13 protein-coding genes, 1 tRNA gene and 1 pseudogene are annotated in these 14,855 nt (G+C 66.4%); 12 read left to right on the top strand and 3 right to left on the bottom strand.

The features are described 5' to 3' along the window. Positions 1-488: 488 nt before the first annotated feature. The 4 genes from ACGFMP_RS32625 to ACGFMP_RS32640 are packed head-to-tail and all read left to right on the top strand — an operon-like array spanning position 489 to position 6,266. On the top strand, positions 489-1,643 hold the full coding sequence (locus ACGFMP_RS32625) for a DNA cytosine methyltransferase (protein ID WP_393677068.1): 1,155 nt from the start codon (positions 489-491) through the stop codon (positions 1,641-1,643). Then, a complete protein-coding gene (locus ACGFMP_RS32630; protein ID WP_393677069.1) occupies positions 1,640-3,997 on the top strand; it encodes an ATP-binding protein in 2,358 nt (785 codons plus the stop codon). Before ACGFMP_RS32625 ends, ACGFMP_RS32630 begins: the two co-directional genes overlap by 4 nt. Next, positions 3,994-5,646, top strand: coding sequence for a helicase-related protein (locus ACGFMP_RS32635; RefSeq protein WP_393677071.1), 1,653 nt, complete (start codon positions 3,994-3,996; stop codon positions 5,644-5,646). Before ACGFMP_RS32630 ends, ACGFMP_RS32635 begins: the two co-directional genes overlap by 4 nt. Next, positions 5,646-6,266, top strand: a complete 621-nt coding sequence (locus ACGFMP_RS32640) for a hypothetical protein (RefSeq protein ID WP_393677073.1) — start codon at positions 5,646-5,648, stop codon at positions 6,264-6,266. Before ACGFMP_RS32635 ends, ACGFMP_RS32640 begins: the two co-directional genes overlap by 1 nt. Here the strand turns inward: ACGFMP_RS32640 and ACGFMP_RS32645 are convergent. Then, on the bottom strand, positions 6,217-6,666 hold the full coding sequence (locus ACGFMP_RS32645; protein WP_393677075.1) for a very short patch repair endonuclease: 450 nt from the start codon (positions 6,664-6,666) through the stop codon (positions 6,217-6,219). The genes ACGFMP_RS32640 and ACGFMP_RS32645 overlap by 50 nt on opposite strands. Positions 6,667-7,414: 748 nt before the next feature. After that, complete coding sequence (locus tag ACGFMP_RS32650) at positions 7,415-8,152, bottom strand: GntR family transcriptional regulator (protein ID WP_393677077.1); 738 nt, start codon at positions 8,150-8,152, stop codon at positions 7,415-7,417. Between the two features lie 202 nt (positions 8,153-8,354). Between ACGFMP_RS32650 and ACGFMP_RS32655 the strand changes: the two genes are divergently transcribed. From ACGFMP_RS32655 to ACGFMP_RS32685, 7 genes and pseudogenes are all read left to right on the top strand, one after another. Beyond that, a complete protein-coding gene (locus ACGFMP_RS32655; protein WP_393677079.1) occupies positions 8,355-8,711 on the top strand; it encodes a hypothetical protein in 357 nt (118 codons plus the stop codon). Between the two features lie 50 nt (positions 8,712-8,761). Then, complete coding sequence (locus ACGFMP_RS32660; protein ID WP_393677081.1) at positions 8,762-10,099, top strand: FtsK/SpoIIIE domain-containing protein; 1,338 nt, start codon at positions 8,762-8,764, stop codon at positions 10,097-10,099. Positions 10,100-10,112: 13 nt separating this feature from the next. Then, positions 10,113-10,307: a hypothetical protein gene (locus ACGFMP_RS32665; RefSeq protein WP_393677083.1), complete on the top strand. Its 195-nt coding sequence runs from the start codon at positions 10,113-10,115 to the stop codon at positions 10,305-10,307. 158 nt (positions 10,308-10,465) lie between these two features. Next, on the top strand, positions 10,466-10,714 hold the full coding sequence (locus ACGFMP_RS32670) for a hypothetical protein (protein WP_393677084.1): 249 nt from the start codon (positions 10,466-10,468) through the stop codon (positions 10,712-10,714). Beyond that, positions 10,711-12,066 carry a replication initiator gene (locus ACGFMP_RS32675; RefSeq protein ID WP_393677086.1) on the top strand — a complete coding sequence of 452 codons (1,356 nt, stop codon included), beginning with the start codon at positions 10,711-10,713 and terminating at the stop codon, positions 12,064-12,066. Before ACGFMP_RS32670 ends, ACGFMP_RS32675 begins: the two co-directional genes overlap by 4 nt. Beyond that, positions 12,056-12,255, top strand: a pseudogene (locus ACGFMP_RS32680) (helix-turn-helix transcriptional regulator). The gene ACGFMP_RS32675 and the pseudogene ACGFMP_RS32680 overlap by 11 nt, the downstream one beginning before the upstream one ends. After that, positions 12,252-13,631: a tyrosine-type recombinase/integrase gene (locus ACGFMP_RS32685; RefSeq protein ID WP_393677088.1), complete on the top strand. Its 1,380-nt coding sequence runs from the start codon at positions 12,252-12,254 to the stop codon at positions 13,629-13,631. Before ACGFMP_RS32680 ends, ACGFMP_RS32685 begins: the two are co-directional and overlap by 4 nt. 323 nt (positions 13,632-13,954) lie before the next feature. On the opposite strand, the gene ACGFMP_RS32690 is transcribed toward ACGFMP_RS32685, so the two are convergent. Continuing rightward, a tRNA-Arg gene (locus ACGFMP_RS32690) sits at positions 13,955-14,026 on the bottom strand. Positions 14,027-14,196: 170 nt separating this feature from the next. Here ACGFMP_RS32690 and ACGFMP_RS32695 point away from each other — a divergent pair. Further along, positions 14,197-14,622 carry a response regulator transcription factor gene (locus ACGFMP_RS32695; RefSeq protein WP_393677090.1) on the top strand — a complete coding sequence of 142 codons (426 nt, stop codon included), beginning with the start codon at positions 14,197-14,199 and terminating at the stop codon, positions 14,620-14,622. The last annotated feature ends 233 nt before the right edge of the window (positions 14,623-14,855 follow it).

Here is a 14,855-nt window from a genome sequence, read left to right on the forward strand (position 1 = left end):
CACCGACGAAACCGCCCTGCCCACCGAACTCACCGCATAGCCTCGCAACAAGATCACCGAGTGGCCGTCGATACACCACTCCAGCGGACGTGACCGGCCGCTGGACGCCCTGGCGCTGGGCGGGCGACACGTTGAACTATGCCGTTGGCAATTCGCACGCCCAGTCGTTGACTTGCTCATACCAGGCATCGCAGGTGCCAGCAATGTCGTTGAGAGTCCAAGGGCGGCGCGGAGGCGGCCCCGCGCATCCCATCGCCGGATACCTCCGCAACACCGCCCAACCGGGGTGCCAAGTAGTCACAGCCCAGAGGGCGTTGAGAAACCGTGAGTCCTGGCGAGGTCGTCGGATCATGCGGCATCATGATGTTCAGACTATGACTAAGGTTGGAAAGAAGTGCATGTCTGACACTGCGGTTGTTCCTGCGCGCGTTACTGCTCGCCCCCCCTCCCTCCTGTTGATGAGGACCTCGCACGCTCGGCTCGCGAGCGTGGAGTTGTTCGCTGGCGCTGGCGGGCTCGCACTGGGTTGTCAGGAGGCTGGGTTCGACCCTCTGGCGACCCTGGAGTTGGACAAGTGGGCCTGTGACACGGTGCGACAAAACCAGGCCCGGGGGAACGAGCTCGTCGCGAACTGGCATGTCGAGGAGGGCGATGTGCGGGACTTCAACTGGTCCCGCATCACCGACGAGGTCGATCTCGTCGCCGCTGGCCCCCCGTGCCAGCCGTTCTCCATTGGCGGCCGCGGCAAGGCGGACGACGACGAACGTGACATGTTCCCGGCCACGGCGGAGGCGATCGCCCATCTGAGGCCCCGCGCGTTCATCGTTGAGAACGTGAGGGGTTTGGCGCGCCCGAGGTTCGCCGACTATTTTCAGTACATCCAGGCGAGGCTCTCGCTGCCGCTTCTCGCTGCTAGGCCCGACGAATTATGGGGGGATCACCTGCTGCGGCTCCGGGTAGCAGGCAAGGACGTCAGCAACCAAGAGTTGGCCTATCGGGTCACTCCCGCCTTCGCTAACGCGGCGGACTACGGCGTACCGCAGCAGCGCCAGCGCGTCTTCCTCGTCGGTTTTCGTAACGATCTGGACGTACCTTGGGAATTTCCGCGTGTCACACACTCAAGGCGCGCTCTTCTACATGCTCAGTGGACAACTGGCGAATACTGGCAAGAACATGAAGTGCCCAAGGCGCAACGCCCGGAGCGGCCTAACGTCCCCATACCTGCAGAACTGCGGCCAGACGAGGTCCAAGCGCGCTGGCGCACCATACGCGACGCGCTGGCTGGCCTTCCCGAGCCAACGCTGACAGGTATTAAGGGTGTCCTCAACCACGTCCTTCAACCCGGAGCTCGTTCCTACCCTGGCCACACCGGTAGCCCTATGGATTGGCCAGCGAAGACGTTGAAAGCGGGGCGTCACGGGGTTCCCGGTGGCGAGAACATGCTGCGTGCGACGGACGGCTCTATCCGCTACTTCACGGTCAGGGAAAGCGCCCGCTTGCAGACCTTCCCAGACGATTACGAGCTGCATGGCCCCTGGGGCAAGGCGATGCGACAGCTCGGCAACGCAGTCCCAGTCGAGTTGGCACGGGTTGTGGCCGACAGTGTCCAAGCCGCGCTGCGCGCGGAGGGAGCCGAAGCATGACGGAGACGGAGACGCACCCCGGCACCCTCAACCTGACGCCATCTCCACGCATTCTGGAGATGATCGCGGAGGTCGACCTACAACTTCATCAGTGCCTATGCGAGTTGATCGACAACTGTCTTGACGAGCTCGTCGAGGCCGCTGGTGTCGATGAAGCGTTGGAGCCTCGAATAGACATCACTCTGCCCACGGCGAGCAAGGCGAATAGGGTTGCCAAGGTCGCCGTAAGCGACAACGGCCGGGGGATGTCTCAGGCGGAGTTGCGAAGCGCCCTGAGCGCCGGCACTTCGGGTAAGCAGCGATTCGGCAGCCTCGGCCTGTTCGGCATGGGCTTCAATATCGCCACGGCCCGCCTTGGCACGGTAACGGAGGTCCGTACGGGACGGCGTGGCGACGACCAATGGATCACCGCCACCATCGACCTTAGAGAGATGCAGCGGCTGTCGTCGTATGACGTGCCCCTTCGCTACGAGCGGAAGGATGCCGACGAGCATGGAACTCTCGTCTCGGTGACGAACCTCCGCGAAGACGTGGTCGTCAAGTTGAAGTCGCCAAGTTCGATCCGAGAGGTGAGCAGGAACCTAGGGCGGATCTACACTTACATGCTGCGTAATCCCGATGGCCCTCATTCAGGCGCGCAGCTGATGGGCGGTTTGAATCAGCGTCTGTACGTCAACTCTCGCCAGGTAATCCCCCTCGTGCCGTGCATCTGGGACCCGACTCGGTCGGGCATGTACAAGGGCGCGGAGGCGCCTGCTGCGGAACGAATCCACGTGCCGCTCACCAATGCTTTCGCCTGTATGAACTGCGGGCGCTGGTACACCTCAAAGTACGACCAGTGCGTTGATTGCGAGAGTACCGACATCCAGGAGCGAGAGCGCGAGATCGTGGGGTGGTTGGGCGTGCAGAGGTTCGCTGACAAGTCCGACTTCGGTCTGACGTTCCTTCGGAGCGGGCGCGCGATTACGACAAGGGACAAGTCCCTGTTCGACTGGGAGGGGCCAGAGGGGGACACTGAGCTGGAGTATCCGATCGAACTCGGCATGGGTCGCATCGTTGGTGAGATCCATCTCGACCACGCGCCGGTCAACGTTCGCAAGACAAATTTCGACACCTCGTCGTCGGAGTGGCGATATATGGTCGAGAAAGTGCGAGGAGAACTGCCTTTGCGCCCAAATCTCGCCAAGCGCCTGTACAATCGCGAGAACGAATCTCCGATGAGTCGGTTCTTCAACGCCTTCCGGGAGAACAAACCGGGTCTCCGGTACCTAATGCCCGGCAACGGCAACACTGCCATCCACACTGATGCGAAAGGGTGGGCACAGAAGTTCCGCAGCGGGGATCCGGAGTATCAGACTGACGAGAAATGGTACGAGGCCGCAGCTGATCATGATCGAGTCAAGCTTGGACCACCGCCGGAGCCGGCGCCGCCATCTGACGAGGATGACTGGCTCAAGGGGGAGGGGCTCGGACATCTGGGGACGGGGGCGGCCGACGGTCAATCACCGTCCAAAGATCAGAAGCAGCCGGAACCAGACGCAGAGATACGGCCGGAGACAGAAGAGCAACGCTTCGCGAGGTACAGAGAGCACGCGATGCTGCTTCCTGACACTGACCGGGAAGTTCGCCTCGGTACCGCTCAGGCGATCCTTCGCGTCTACGTCACCTCCGGAGTCGAACTGGTCAAGGACGGCGACCGGCAGCCGGGCGTGGTTCGGATCGTGGGTGGAGAAATCGAGATTTACGTGGACTCCGGTACCGCGCTCATTGCGCGGTACGGATGGTCTCCGCTGAACGTCGCGCTCGTCTGCGCGGCACCGCGGTTGAAAGACGTGTACTCCATACCGGGCTCCATCTACGAGTTGGTCACCTCGATCCTGGAGCAGTTCCCGGACCGGCGGGTGAATTCAAGCGCGGTGCGTAGTCGTGCGGAGATGCTGCTCGAGGGCTTACGTGATCGGCTCGCCGACCTCACCTCGAAGGACGGGGCGACGTTCTGGTCCGCACTGTCCGGCCAGTCGAAGCGGTCCGCCGAGTCGTACGCCATCGCGGTTGCGCCGGACGTCGATTGGAAGGCAGCGGTGGAAAACGGCGAGTTCGCGCGCTACGTGGGCGTCGAGGGTGTCCTCGATCTCGTTACGAGCGGTCCCGAGCTGGTGTTGGACGGGGGCTTGTTCCGCACTACTTACGCTGTGCTCGGCGAGGAGACGCAGGCGGACCAAGTCGCCCGTGTTAGCGCCTTTCTCACCGACCTTAAGCGGATGGTGGTGGGCCCACCCCTGCAGAACACCCTGGAACTTTCCCGCCTGCTCCTTACTGCGGACCTACTGGACGCGGAGATCGTTCAGGCATGAACAGATCATTTCTAGAGCCGGCGTTCCTTGTCGAGGAAGGCCCAAAGGGCTTCACGCGCCAGCTGGAGCGGTTGCTCGGCCTGATCTCGTTTACAGACGTGGTCAACATCGATGGTCCCGGGGATAAAGGTGCTGACCTCCTTGGCCGACTAAACGGCGAGGATTGGATCTTCCAGTCTAAATGGAAGAAATCGGGTAGTGTGGATCGCGAGGCCGTTGACGAAACCCACGCGGCTATGCGGCATTACGCGATCCACCGTGCAGTTGTGGTCACCAATCGACTGTTCACCCAGAAGGCCAAGGATCGGGCGGACGCGCTTAGGGACGTCGGAGTTAACGTGACCCTCTGGGACGGACAACGGCTGGCGACGATCTACGATCGCGCTCCGGAGCGAATCGCACCGTTCGTACTCCACCCTTATCAGGACCGTGCCGTGGAAGCGGCCTGGGCCGCCCTAGAGGACGCTGGCGAGGCACTCATCTACCTCGCTACGGGCCTTGGTAAGACAGTGGTCGCCGGCAGGTTGCTGCGACGATTCCTCCTCGCCAATCCGGGAACCAAGGTGCTGGTTACCGCGCACATGATCGATCTCGTGGAGCAACTCGAACGGGCGATGTGGCGGGACGTTCCTAAGGAGGTACCGACCCGTCTGCTGCACGGCGATTCGAAACCCGATTCCCTGCCAGGCGTCACCTTCGGCGTATCGAACACAGCACGTGACTACATCCAAGCGGGCTACGCCCCCGAGTTGGTGATCGTAGACGAGGCGCACCATGTGGGGGAGACCGGGAACTACGCCACCATGATGGGTCTGCTGCCCAAGGCCAAACGGATGGGTGTGACGGCCACGCCCTGGCGAGGCGATCGGTACGACATTGAGCGGACCTTCGGCGAACCAGTCGAGCGGGTGTCCATCTCGGAGGGCATGAGACTGGGCTACCTCGCGGACGTGAAGTACTGCGTGTTCGCTGACAACATTGACTGGGACTTCGTCCGTCATGCCTCGGAGCACGGCTACTCCATCAAGGACCTGAATAAGCGTCTCTTCATCCCCGAGCGCGACGAGTCGGTTCGGGGACACCTCGAGCAGGTCTGGGATCAGACCACGAACCCGCGGGCCATCGTCTTCTGTCAGACGATCGAGCACGCTGAGCGGATGCGCGACCTGCTCGCCCGACGTCCTGGCTGGGAGCGGTCCGAGACGCTGCATGCCAAGCTCAAGACACGGGAGCGGCGGGCACGGCTGCTCAAGTTCCGTACCGGAGAGGTGCCCATCCTCGTCGCCGTGGACATCCTCAACGAGGGCGTCGACGTACCCGACGTCAACATTCTCTGCTTCGCCAGGGTGACCCATAGTCGACGCATCTTCGTGCAGCAGCTCGGCCGCGGGCTCCGCCTTCGCAGGGGGAAGACCCACGTGGAGGTACTGGACTTCGTCAGCGATATCCGAAGGCTGGCCGAGGTATACAACATGCGAGAACAGGTATCCGATGGCGAGATCGAGCAGGTATCGGTCGGACGGAACCAGTTCGAGTTCGAGGACTTGAGGGTAAAGGGACTCCTGGACCAGTGGATGGCCGACGTGGGTGACCTCGGGGGAGCCGACGACAGCGTCCGTTTAGAGTTCCCGCCCATTGAGGGGGTCTGATGGGGACCCTTCCGGAACCGATCCGTTTGGAGATCTTTGCGGATCTAACTCGCCACTTCGACGCCATGCGGTGGGAGGAGGTCTCTTCGCCGGCGGCGACTGAGATGTACGACCGGTTCGTCAAGGATCCCAAGATCGGCGGGCGACTCGCTATGTTCATGCCCATGGAGAAAATACGCCCGTGGATCAAGGACGGACCAGCGAAGCAGTACCGTCGGGCGCTCGAAGGAGTCGGGCCGATGGCTCAGATGACGATACGCGAGTACCCCGGTCCGCAGTCAGTCGTTCGGCTGGCCATGGGCTCGGAATGGACCCTTCGTCCGCAGACACTGGACGTCAAACCGATGCGTGGCCTCGCCGATGGACCTGATGGTGAGTCGGCCTTCATCACTTGGGGCCCACCGAGCGGCCTGCAGGGGATGGTCTGGCACGCTTGCCTACGCCGGGCGGTGTCGGAGTCGCAATTGATCACTATCGCCGTCACCAAGCCCAACACCGCACCACTACCCGACGACGATTGGCACCTCGTGCTTGCCCTCGCCACCATCTTGAGGGCACGATGCGAGCAAGTCACCTACGCGGTCTCTCGGAAGGTGACCGCCGACTCACAAACCGCCTGATCACCTCGTCTTCGATCTTGTCGGCTACCTCGAGCGGGTCAGCGTGTTCCCAAAAACGAAGAACGGTCCATCCCGCCAACGTGAACGCCCTGGTGGAGTCCTGGTCACGCCTTTGATTCTCAGCGACCTTGGTCGCCCAAAACTCCCTCCGATCTCCCTTGGCCGGCCGAAAGTGCTCCGGACAGCCATGCCAGAAGCATCCGTCGATCAAGACAGCGACCCGTTGTCTTGTGAAGGCAATGTCGACCGTCCGCTTCAATGTGGACACGGGTTTGAAATTCACGCGGTAGCGGAGGCCGCGCCGATGCAACTCCCGACGCACTTTCATCTCCGGTACGGTGTCGCGCCCTCGGATTCGGGCCATACGCGCACTGACGACCGGGTCAACACCCGCAGACATCTGACCTCTCCACTCGAACCTTAGTTTCCAGCGGCATCCTCGAAAATCCCTACGTCCCTCAAGGCGTCACGAGATCTACCATACAAAGTTCGCGATGAGGTCGACACCCGAGGCTCATCAGTCGCCGGTCGTATGTGGCGAAGCGAGGAACCCATCGTCAGGCTTCCTCTGGCGCTGAAAGTCAGCCTGCAAGTGAACCGCTCTGAGCTGGGGGAGGTGGTCTGCGTGCCCCCGTGTACTCGGTCGGGCTCTCGAATTGGTCCGGTGGCACTAGAGGCACGTGAGATGCCGATCCTGAGCCCAAATCCCACTACCCCAGCTCCCATCCCGTCTGCCGTCGGCCCGCACTCCCGTGGAGCGGGCGTGGTTCAGGGCGTCAAGGTGGAGCGCGCTACTGTACGAACGACCTTGACGCCCTGGGCCGCGACTGCTCGGCTTGCCCGGGCTGATGGCAGGTGGGATGGGAGCTCCCCCATCCGCCCACGATGCTCGCGCGGTCGCTGGCCGGGCCTGGTCCATCCTGGAGCCTGAGCGCCCCCGCCGGAGGCATCGTCGTGACCTCGGCTGTGCGGTATCACCTCATGTTGCCGGCCAACCCACCCGCGGGCGCGCGCGGCGCTGGCCGTGCCGAGCGGGGCGGAGACATAAGCGACGGCGCGGCCAAGCGCCGGACGCGCGCCCGGCGGAGCGACAGCGACGCCGGGTGCCTTGAAGACGTAGAGAAAGTTTGAGCCAGGAGCCCCGCGTGTCAGAGGGGGTAGGCGAGTTCGAGGTCGTCGCCGGGGAGTTGGAACTCCTCCAGGGCGAGGGGCTTGTCGTGATCGTTCAGGGTCACGCGAAGGATGATCAGGACCGGGACGCCGTCAGGCAGGCGGAGAGCCTGCGCCTGGTCGGGGAGGGGCATCCGTGGGCGTAGGTACTCCGTGAAGTGGAGTTCGTGGCCCAGGTCGGCGAGCGCGGTGTAGAGCTGGGGAGCCGGCGGGGGCGCTTCTTCCTCGTACTTTGTGCCGATCAGGATGGAGAACGGCACGTAAGTGCGGTGGAGTTGGCGGAGGCCAGGCTCGGCTGTCTGCAAGGCGTCGTACGTGTAGAGCGGTTCGCCCGGTGGGATGCGGAGGAGATCGGCTAGTGCGAGCGGGGCGTCGGTACGGACGGCGATCGGTTCCTCTGGCTCCGTCCACTTGATGCCGTCTGCCTCGGCGAACGTTCCATCTGGGCTGCGACGGACACCGCGGGGGCGGGTCACGCTGGGGCGGCTGTGGGGCGATCGGACGAAGGTGCCGCGGCCCATGATGGCCTCGACCAGGCCGGAGGCCCGTAGCTCCGTGAGCCCCTGACGAACCGTGGGGCGCGTCACGCCGAACTGCTTCGCCAGCGCTTCCTCTGACGGGAGCGGCTGGCCGGCCGGGAACGTGCCGTCCAGGATGCCGCGTCGCAGGTAGTCGGCAATCTGCCGGTACTTGGGCTGCGTGTTCTCGGCTGGCATCTGCTCTCCGCTGCTGACTCGGCTGGCCTGTCGTTCGTCCTGCGGGACGCACGTACGTCCCGCAGAACGAACAGCGTCTCGCGTTCCAAGTCACTTGACAACCCGTACTACGGGTCGCACTCTGGATCCGCGCCCGTACTACGGGTTGTAAATCAGTGTGGGAGATCGCCTCCCGCCCGTCACCCCAGAGGAGTTCAGAACAGTGGCAACCCTTCCGATCGACACCGCCAAGTACACGGCGATCATCTGCGCGGTCCCTCCGTCCCCGCGCGTCGCCAACCGCGAGACCGGACAGCTCCGCGTCGACCGCGACACCGGACGGACCGTGTTTCAGGTCGGCCTGTGCCTCATGTCCATGGGATCGGCCGACGTGGTGAACGTGAGCGTGGCCGGTGAGCCGAGCGGCATCCAGCTCGGGATGCCCGTGCAGGTCCGCGACCTCGTGGCCGTCCCGTGGGAGAACGAGGGACGGCACGGCATCGCCTTCCGGGCATCCGAGATCCGGCCGCTCTCCGCCCCGCCCGCGTCCGCTCCCGCGAGCAAGGGGGCCAGCCAGTGAATCGCTTAGCCGAGTCCTCGCCAGCGCACACCTGGCCGACGCTCCTCCTGATGGTCGTACTCGCAACGGTCGCGGGACTGATCATCTCCGGCCCGGTGCTGCGTCGCCGGTTCCCGGCCGCGTGGTGGCTGCTCCTCGGGTTCCCGGTGGCGGCCGTACGCGTAAGCCGCACATGGCGGCCACTGATGGCCGGCTGCGGGCTCGCCGTAAGCCGCAAGGCCGCACTGACGGTCGTGTCCGGGCTCGTCGGCAACGGTGCGCCTCCACCGCAACCGCGTGTTCCTCGCCGGGGTCCGGTTCGCCCGACGGCCGGCGGCTTCTGGTTCGTCGTACGGCTGCTGCCCGGCCAGGTACCGCAGGACTTCGCGAAAGCCGCGCCTGCGATAGCCGAGACCTGGCAAGTGCACGCGGTGCGTGTGACGTCGTGGAAGCCGGGATTCGTACGAGTGGCAGCCTCGGCTGCGGACCCGTTGGCGGCGCCGCGAATACCTCCGCAGCGGGGGAGCGGCGTTCTGCTGAACGTGGCCGTGGGCGTGCTGGAGACCGGCGCCGAGTGGGTGATGGATCTCCGGCAGATTCCGCACTGGCTCATCGTCGGCGACACGCGATCAGGCAAGTCCACGCTGATCAACACGCTCGTCGCGGGCCTCGCACCGCAGCCGGTCGCCATGGTCGGGATCGACTGCAAAGGCGGCATGGAACTGTCGCTCTACGAGCCCCGGTTGTCGGCGCTCGCCACCAACCGCACGCAAGCGGTCCGGCTGCTGGCCTCGCTCGTTGACCTCACCACTGACCGCATGGAGATCTGCCGTGCCGCCCGGGTGCGGAACGTCTGGGGTCTGCCTGACGACCTACGGCCGGTCCCCGTCGTCGTGATCGTGGACGAGTTGGCGGAGCTGTTCCTCATCGCCAACCGCGGCGAGAAGGACGAAGCGCACGCCGCAGGTACCGCGCTCATTCGGCTGGCCCAACTCGGGGCCGCCCTCGGGGTGTTCCTGGTCGTTGCCGGACAGCGGGTGGGCTCCGACCTCGGTCCGGGGGTCACGGCGCTGCGGGCGCAACTCGGCGGGCGCGTCTGCCATCGGGTCGCCGACCCAGGCACGGCGGAGATGGCTCTCGGGGATCTCAACCCTGGTGCCCTCAAGGCCGCACAGGCGATCCGTCCCGACCAGGCCGGCACCGCGGTACTCGCCTCCGGCGACGGCTGGGAACGTGCGCGCTCGCACCTGGTCTCGGAAATGGACGCTGAGACGACCGCAGCCCAGTACGCCCACCTGACCCCCGATCTTCCCGAACTGCGCCATGCCGTGGGCACCTTGCGCACCGCGAAGTCCTCGGCGGCAACGACGGTCGTGGTCGAACGCCTCGACCGCGACGACGACGGCTGAGGGGGGACGAACTGTGGTTGTGTCCATGTCGGCCGTGGTCCTCCTCGGCCTCCTGATCTGGTTCCTGCTCCGCATTCGCTACCTGCGGTGGCCGGACGTCCTGCTCAGCGGAGCCTTCGGGTTCCTGCTCGCCGCGACCGGCGCAGCTCCAGTCATCCGCACTGCGCTCGTCGGCCTGAGCACCTTCCTCGGCCAACTGAGCTTCTGACCAACCCTCCCCGCACGACGAAGGGGACAGCCATGTCCAGATCCAGCCCCGCGCATCTCCGCGCGAAGGGCTCCCAGCGGGGCGCGAAGTCGCCAAACCCGACCCCGCCGGGAGCCCGCCCCATCCGCCACATGAGCAGTGAAAGGAGCACCCACACTGTGTCCACCGCCAACCGACCGCGCAAATCGCGCCTTCCCGAATGTGAGTCACGCGAGCCGGAGCGTCCCACCTGCGTCGGTCGTGAACAGGTCGTCCTCGTCGGCCTGGACGGCTTCGAGCGCTGGCTGTGCCCGGGACACGCCGCCGCGCTCTGGCTGACTGACCCGACGCTGAGGTTCAGCGCCAAGAGCCGGCCGGAGGCCATTACGGCCGTGATGCGGCAGGCGTTCGGCGGCGGGCGGCCATGACCTCGACTCCGAAGGACGTGGCCGCGCTTCTCGCGAGGGCGATGGAATCCGACTTCTCCGCGTGGCGGCGCAACATCGTCCGTCTGAACGGCTGCACCAACCCGGTTCACCTCGTGGGGGCTTCCTCCTTCGTCGACGCGGCGAGCGGAGAGGTGCTGTGGTCATACGGCTCGCAGGCGTACGGCGGTCGGTTGCTCGTCGCTTGCGGCAATCGTCGGGCGAGCGTCTGCCCGGCCTGTGCTCGGGTCTACCGGGCCGACACGTACCAGCTCATCCGGGCTGGGCTGGTCGGTGGCAAGGAGACTCCGGCCAGCGTCGGCGGACACCCACGGGTCTTCGCCACGCTCACGGCTCCTGGTTTCGGGGCGGTCCACACCCGACGAGAGCGGGACGGGCGGGTACGCGTCTGCCGTCCGCGTAGGGCGGGGGAGTGCTGCCCGCACGGGGTGCCGGTGGGCTGCGGCGAACGTCATCACGTGGACGACTCCCGGCTCGGCGAGCCGCTGTGCCCGCGCTGCTACGACTACGCGGGTGCCGTGCTGTGGCAGGCGTCGGCCGGTCGTCTATGGCACCGGTTCGCGTTGGAACTGCGGCGGGAGCTGGCCCGGCGGGTCGGGGTGTCCCGTGCGGAGTTCGCCGAGTCGGCCCGGCTGTCGTACGCGAAGGTGGCCGAGTACCAACGGCGTGGGCTCGTGCACTTCCACGCGGTGGTCCGCTTGGACGGGCCGGAGGGTCCGGCGTGGGCTCCGCCCGGGTGGGCGACGACTGAACTCCTCGCCGACGCTGTGCGGGAGTCGGTCGGCCTGGTCCGGCTGGACGCTCCGGGGACGGGGGTCGTCGGCCGGCGAACGCTGCACTTCGGGACTCAGGTGGACGTGCGGCACATCGCTGAGTTCGGCGTCGGTGATCTCACCTCGGCTGCGGTGGCGGGCTACATCGCCAAGTACGCCACCAAGGGTGCGGAGGCCGCCGGGGCCGTGGACGGCCGTATCCGCCATGCCCGGGAGCTGGTGGTCCTGCCGGTTCGGCGGCATGTGCTGCGGATGATCGGTACGTGCTGGTGGCTCGGGGGGCTGCCCGACTTCGAACCGCTCGGGCTGCGTCGCTGGGCTCACATGCTCGGCTACGGGGGCCACTTCTCGACCAAGTCGCGCCGGTACTCAACCACCCTCACGGCGTTACGGGACGCACGTACCGAGCATCGCGCGGAAGAGCAGCGGGCGGCGCTGGGCCTCGACGGGCGGGCGACGGTCACGGCCGGGCACTGGCGCTACGCCGGGCGCGGCTACTCGCCGGAGGCGGCTCTCCTCGCTGCCTCGGTGCGGGAGGGCGGTGACCGTCATGGCGCGTGAGCGGATGACCGGACTGCTCACCGTGCGGGAGGTCCTGGAGGAACTGGGCGGCATCTCCCGCCGTACCTTCTACCGCTGGCGCGAGTTGGGACTCGCTCCGGCGTGCATCCGGCTGCCGAACGGGGAGCTGCGGGTGAGCGGGCCGTGCTCAATGCCTGGCTGGACGACCGGGCGGAGGGGGCGACGTGAAGTCGTACAAGGTCTCCGTCTGGAAGCTGAGCGTCAACAAGACGACGAAGAAGCTCACGTACGTGGTGCGGTGGGTGGTGGACGGGCAGACGTTCAGCGAGTCGCACAAGTCCACCGCGCTGGCGGACAGGTTCCGGGCGAAGCTCCTGCGAGCGGTGGAGAAGGGCGAGCCGTTCGACACCGTCTCCGGGCTCCCGGACTCCCTCCGCGGGGGTAAGGCAGCGCTGTCCTTCCTCAACCTGGCGGTGAAGTACCTCGACCACCGTTGGGCGGAGGCATCCGCGAAGCATCGCGACAGCATGACCGACGCCCTTGCCGGGGTCGTCCCGGTGCTCACCAAGCCAGGCCGTGGGCGGCCGTCACCAGAGGTGCTGCGGAGGGCGCTCCGGTCGTACGTGCTCGCCCCGCCGCGTCGGGAGAGGGAGCGGCCCGCGGAGATCGCTACTGCGGTGAAGTGGCTGGAGAAGGCATCGTTGCCTGTGGCGGAACTCCAGGAGATGACTCGGGTGCATGAGCTGATCGATGCCCTCGGGCGGAAGCTCGACGGCAAGCCCGCGGCCACGCAGACCTACCGGCGACGCCGAGCGGTGGTGTTCAACGTGCTGGAGTACGCCGTGGAACTTGGGGTGCTGCCGGCAAACCCGCTCACCCGGGTCCAGCGGAAGCGGGGCAAGCGGGCGGTACAGGAGGTCGACCGCCGAGTCGTCGTCAACCCCCGCCAAGCGCGGGAACTGCTGACCGCGGTGACGTACGTCGGGGCCTACGACCGCGCCTCTGGTCGACGTCTGCGGGCCTTCTTCGCGTGCCTGTACTACGCGGCCATGCGGCCGGGGGAGGCGCTGGGCCTCCGCCGTTCCGACTGCACCCTGCCGGAGACCGGATGGGGCCGTCTCGAACTCTCCGAGACTCGGCCCTCCGCAGGCAGGGCGTGGACCGACTCCGGCGAGGCGCATGACCGGCGCGGCCTCAAGCAGCGGGACAGGAGTGAGGTGCGGACTGTGCCGATCCCGCCCCCGCTCGTCGGTCTGCTCCTGGACCACATCGAGGAGTTCGGCACTGCGGATGACGGTCGGCTCTTCCAAAGCGAGTACGGCAACGTCGTGGCGGCCTCGTCGTACTCGCGGGTCTGGAAGCAGGCCCGGACGGTGGCTCTCCTGCCCGGCCAGGTCGCCTCGGTCATGGCGGCCCGACCGTATGACCTCCGCCACGCTGGCGTCTCTCAGTGGCTCAACTCCGGCGTCCCGGCTCCGGAGGTGGCGGCCCGCGCGGGACATTCGGTAGACGTGCTGCTCAGGATCTATGCCAAGTGCATTGACGGCCAGGAGTCCGAGATGAACGACCGCATTCTTCAAGGGCTTGGCGAGAAGGACGAATGATGGGTCTGCGCCAGTCGACTGGCGCGACAGGCGGTGTCGGGGGGAGCCCTCCGGCGCCGCCTGCCTCTTCCTCACGCAAGTTGACTTGCGTGAGGAGCAGACCGAAAGTCAGCAGCGTTCCGGTGCGGAGGCGAGGGGTGGAAACGTCCCCCGACGTGCGTCGATGGCACTCAAGATCAACACGCTATTACAACGTGATCACTGTCATGGAGCCGCGTACGCTCGCGTCCGGTTGCACAAGACCTGTGAGAGCAGAAAACCCCGCGCTCAGCATTTCTCCTGGTTACGGGGTCCTTGAATGCCTAGCGCTGGTGTCGCCTAAGTGCCCCCGGCAGGATTCGAACCTGCGCACACGGCTCCGGAGGCCGTTGCTCTATCCCCTGAGCTACGGGGGCGACGGGAAGAACACTACCAGTCCGGGGAGGGTGGGCTGGACAGGGTTTTGGTGGGGCGGCGGGGGCGGTGGTCACCCTTGGCGGGGAAGAAATGGGCAAAACGCCGACGCGTCAGTAGCTGCCCGCCTACGCTTCGGGGTGTGGCGGGTGCGTCCGGCCGGGTGCTTGTTGTGGATGACAACAAGGTGATCCGGCAGTTGATCAGGGTCAACCTGGAGCTGGAGGGCTTCGAGGTCGTGACCGCGGCTGATGGTGCCGAGTGCCTGGAGATCGTGCACAGCGTGCGGCCCGATGTGGTGACGCTGGATGTGGTGATGCCGCGGCTGGACGGGATCCGGACGGCGGCGCGGCTGCGGGCGGACGCGGATCCGCGGACCCGGGATGTCGGCATCGTGATGGTCAGCGCCGGGACACTGCCCGAGGGCACCGGGGGCCCACGTGGGGTCGACGCGTACGTGGGCAAGCCCTTCGAGCCGGCCGAGCTCGTGGAGACGGTACGGCGGCTGATACGGCGCGGCTCCGTACCGCCGGAGACGTCGCCCAAGCCGGACGCGGAACAGCAGGGCCAGGCCGCCGCCGCCCCCGGGGGCACGTAGCCGCCTGCGCTCGGCTCAGCGGACCTCGGGCCCGGCAGGCTGGCAGGCCACCGACCCCGGCACCCAGCCGCAGCGTGGGCGGGGCCCCAGCCACCTCGCCGCCCCGCGTACCGCACGGGCCCGCCCCGCCCGCGGGCAGCCCGCCCGCGCCCCCGGGGGCACGTAGCCGCCCGCGCCGCCGCCCGCAGCCCGCCGGGCCCCAGCAGCGAGGTTCCCGGCCCGCAACCCCCCCC

It is taken from the genome of Streptomyces sp. NPDC049040, from assembly GCF_043197715.1.
Classification (GTDB): domain Bacteria; phylum Actinomycetota; class Actinomycetes; order Streptomycetales; family Streptomycetaceae; genus Actinacidiphila.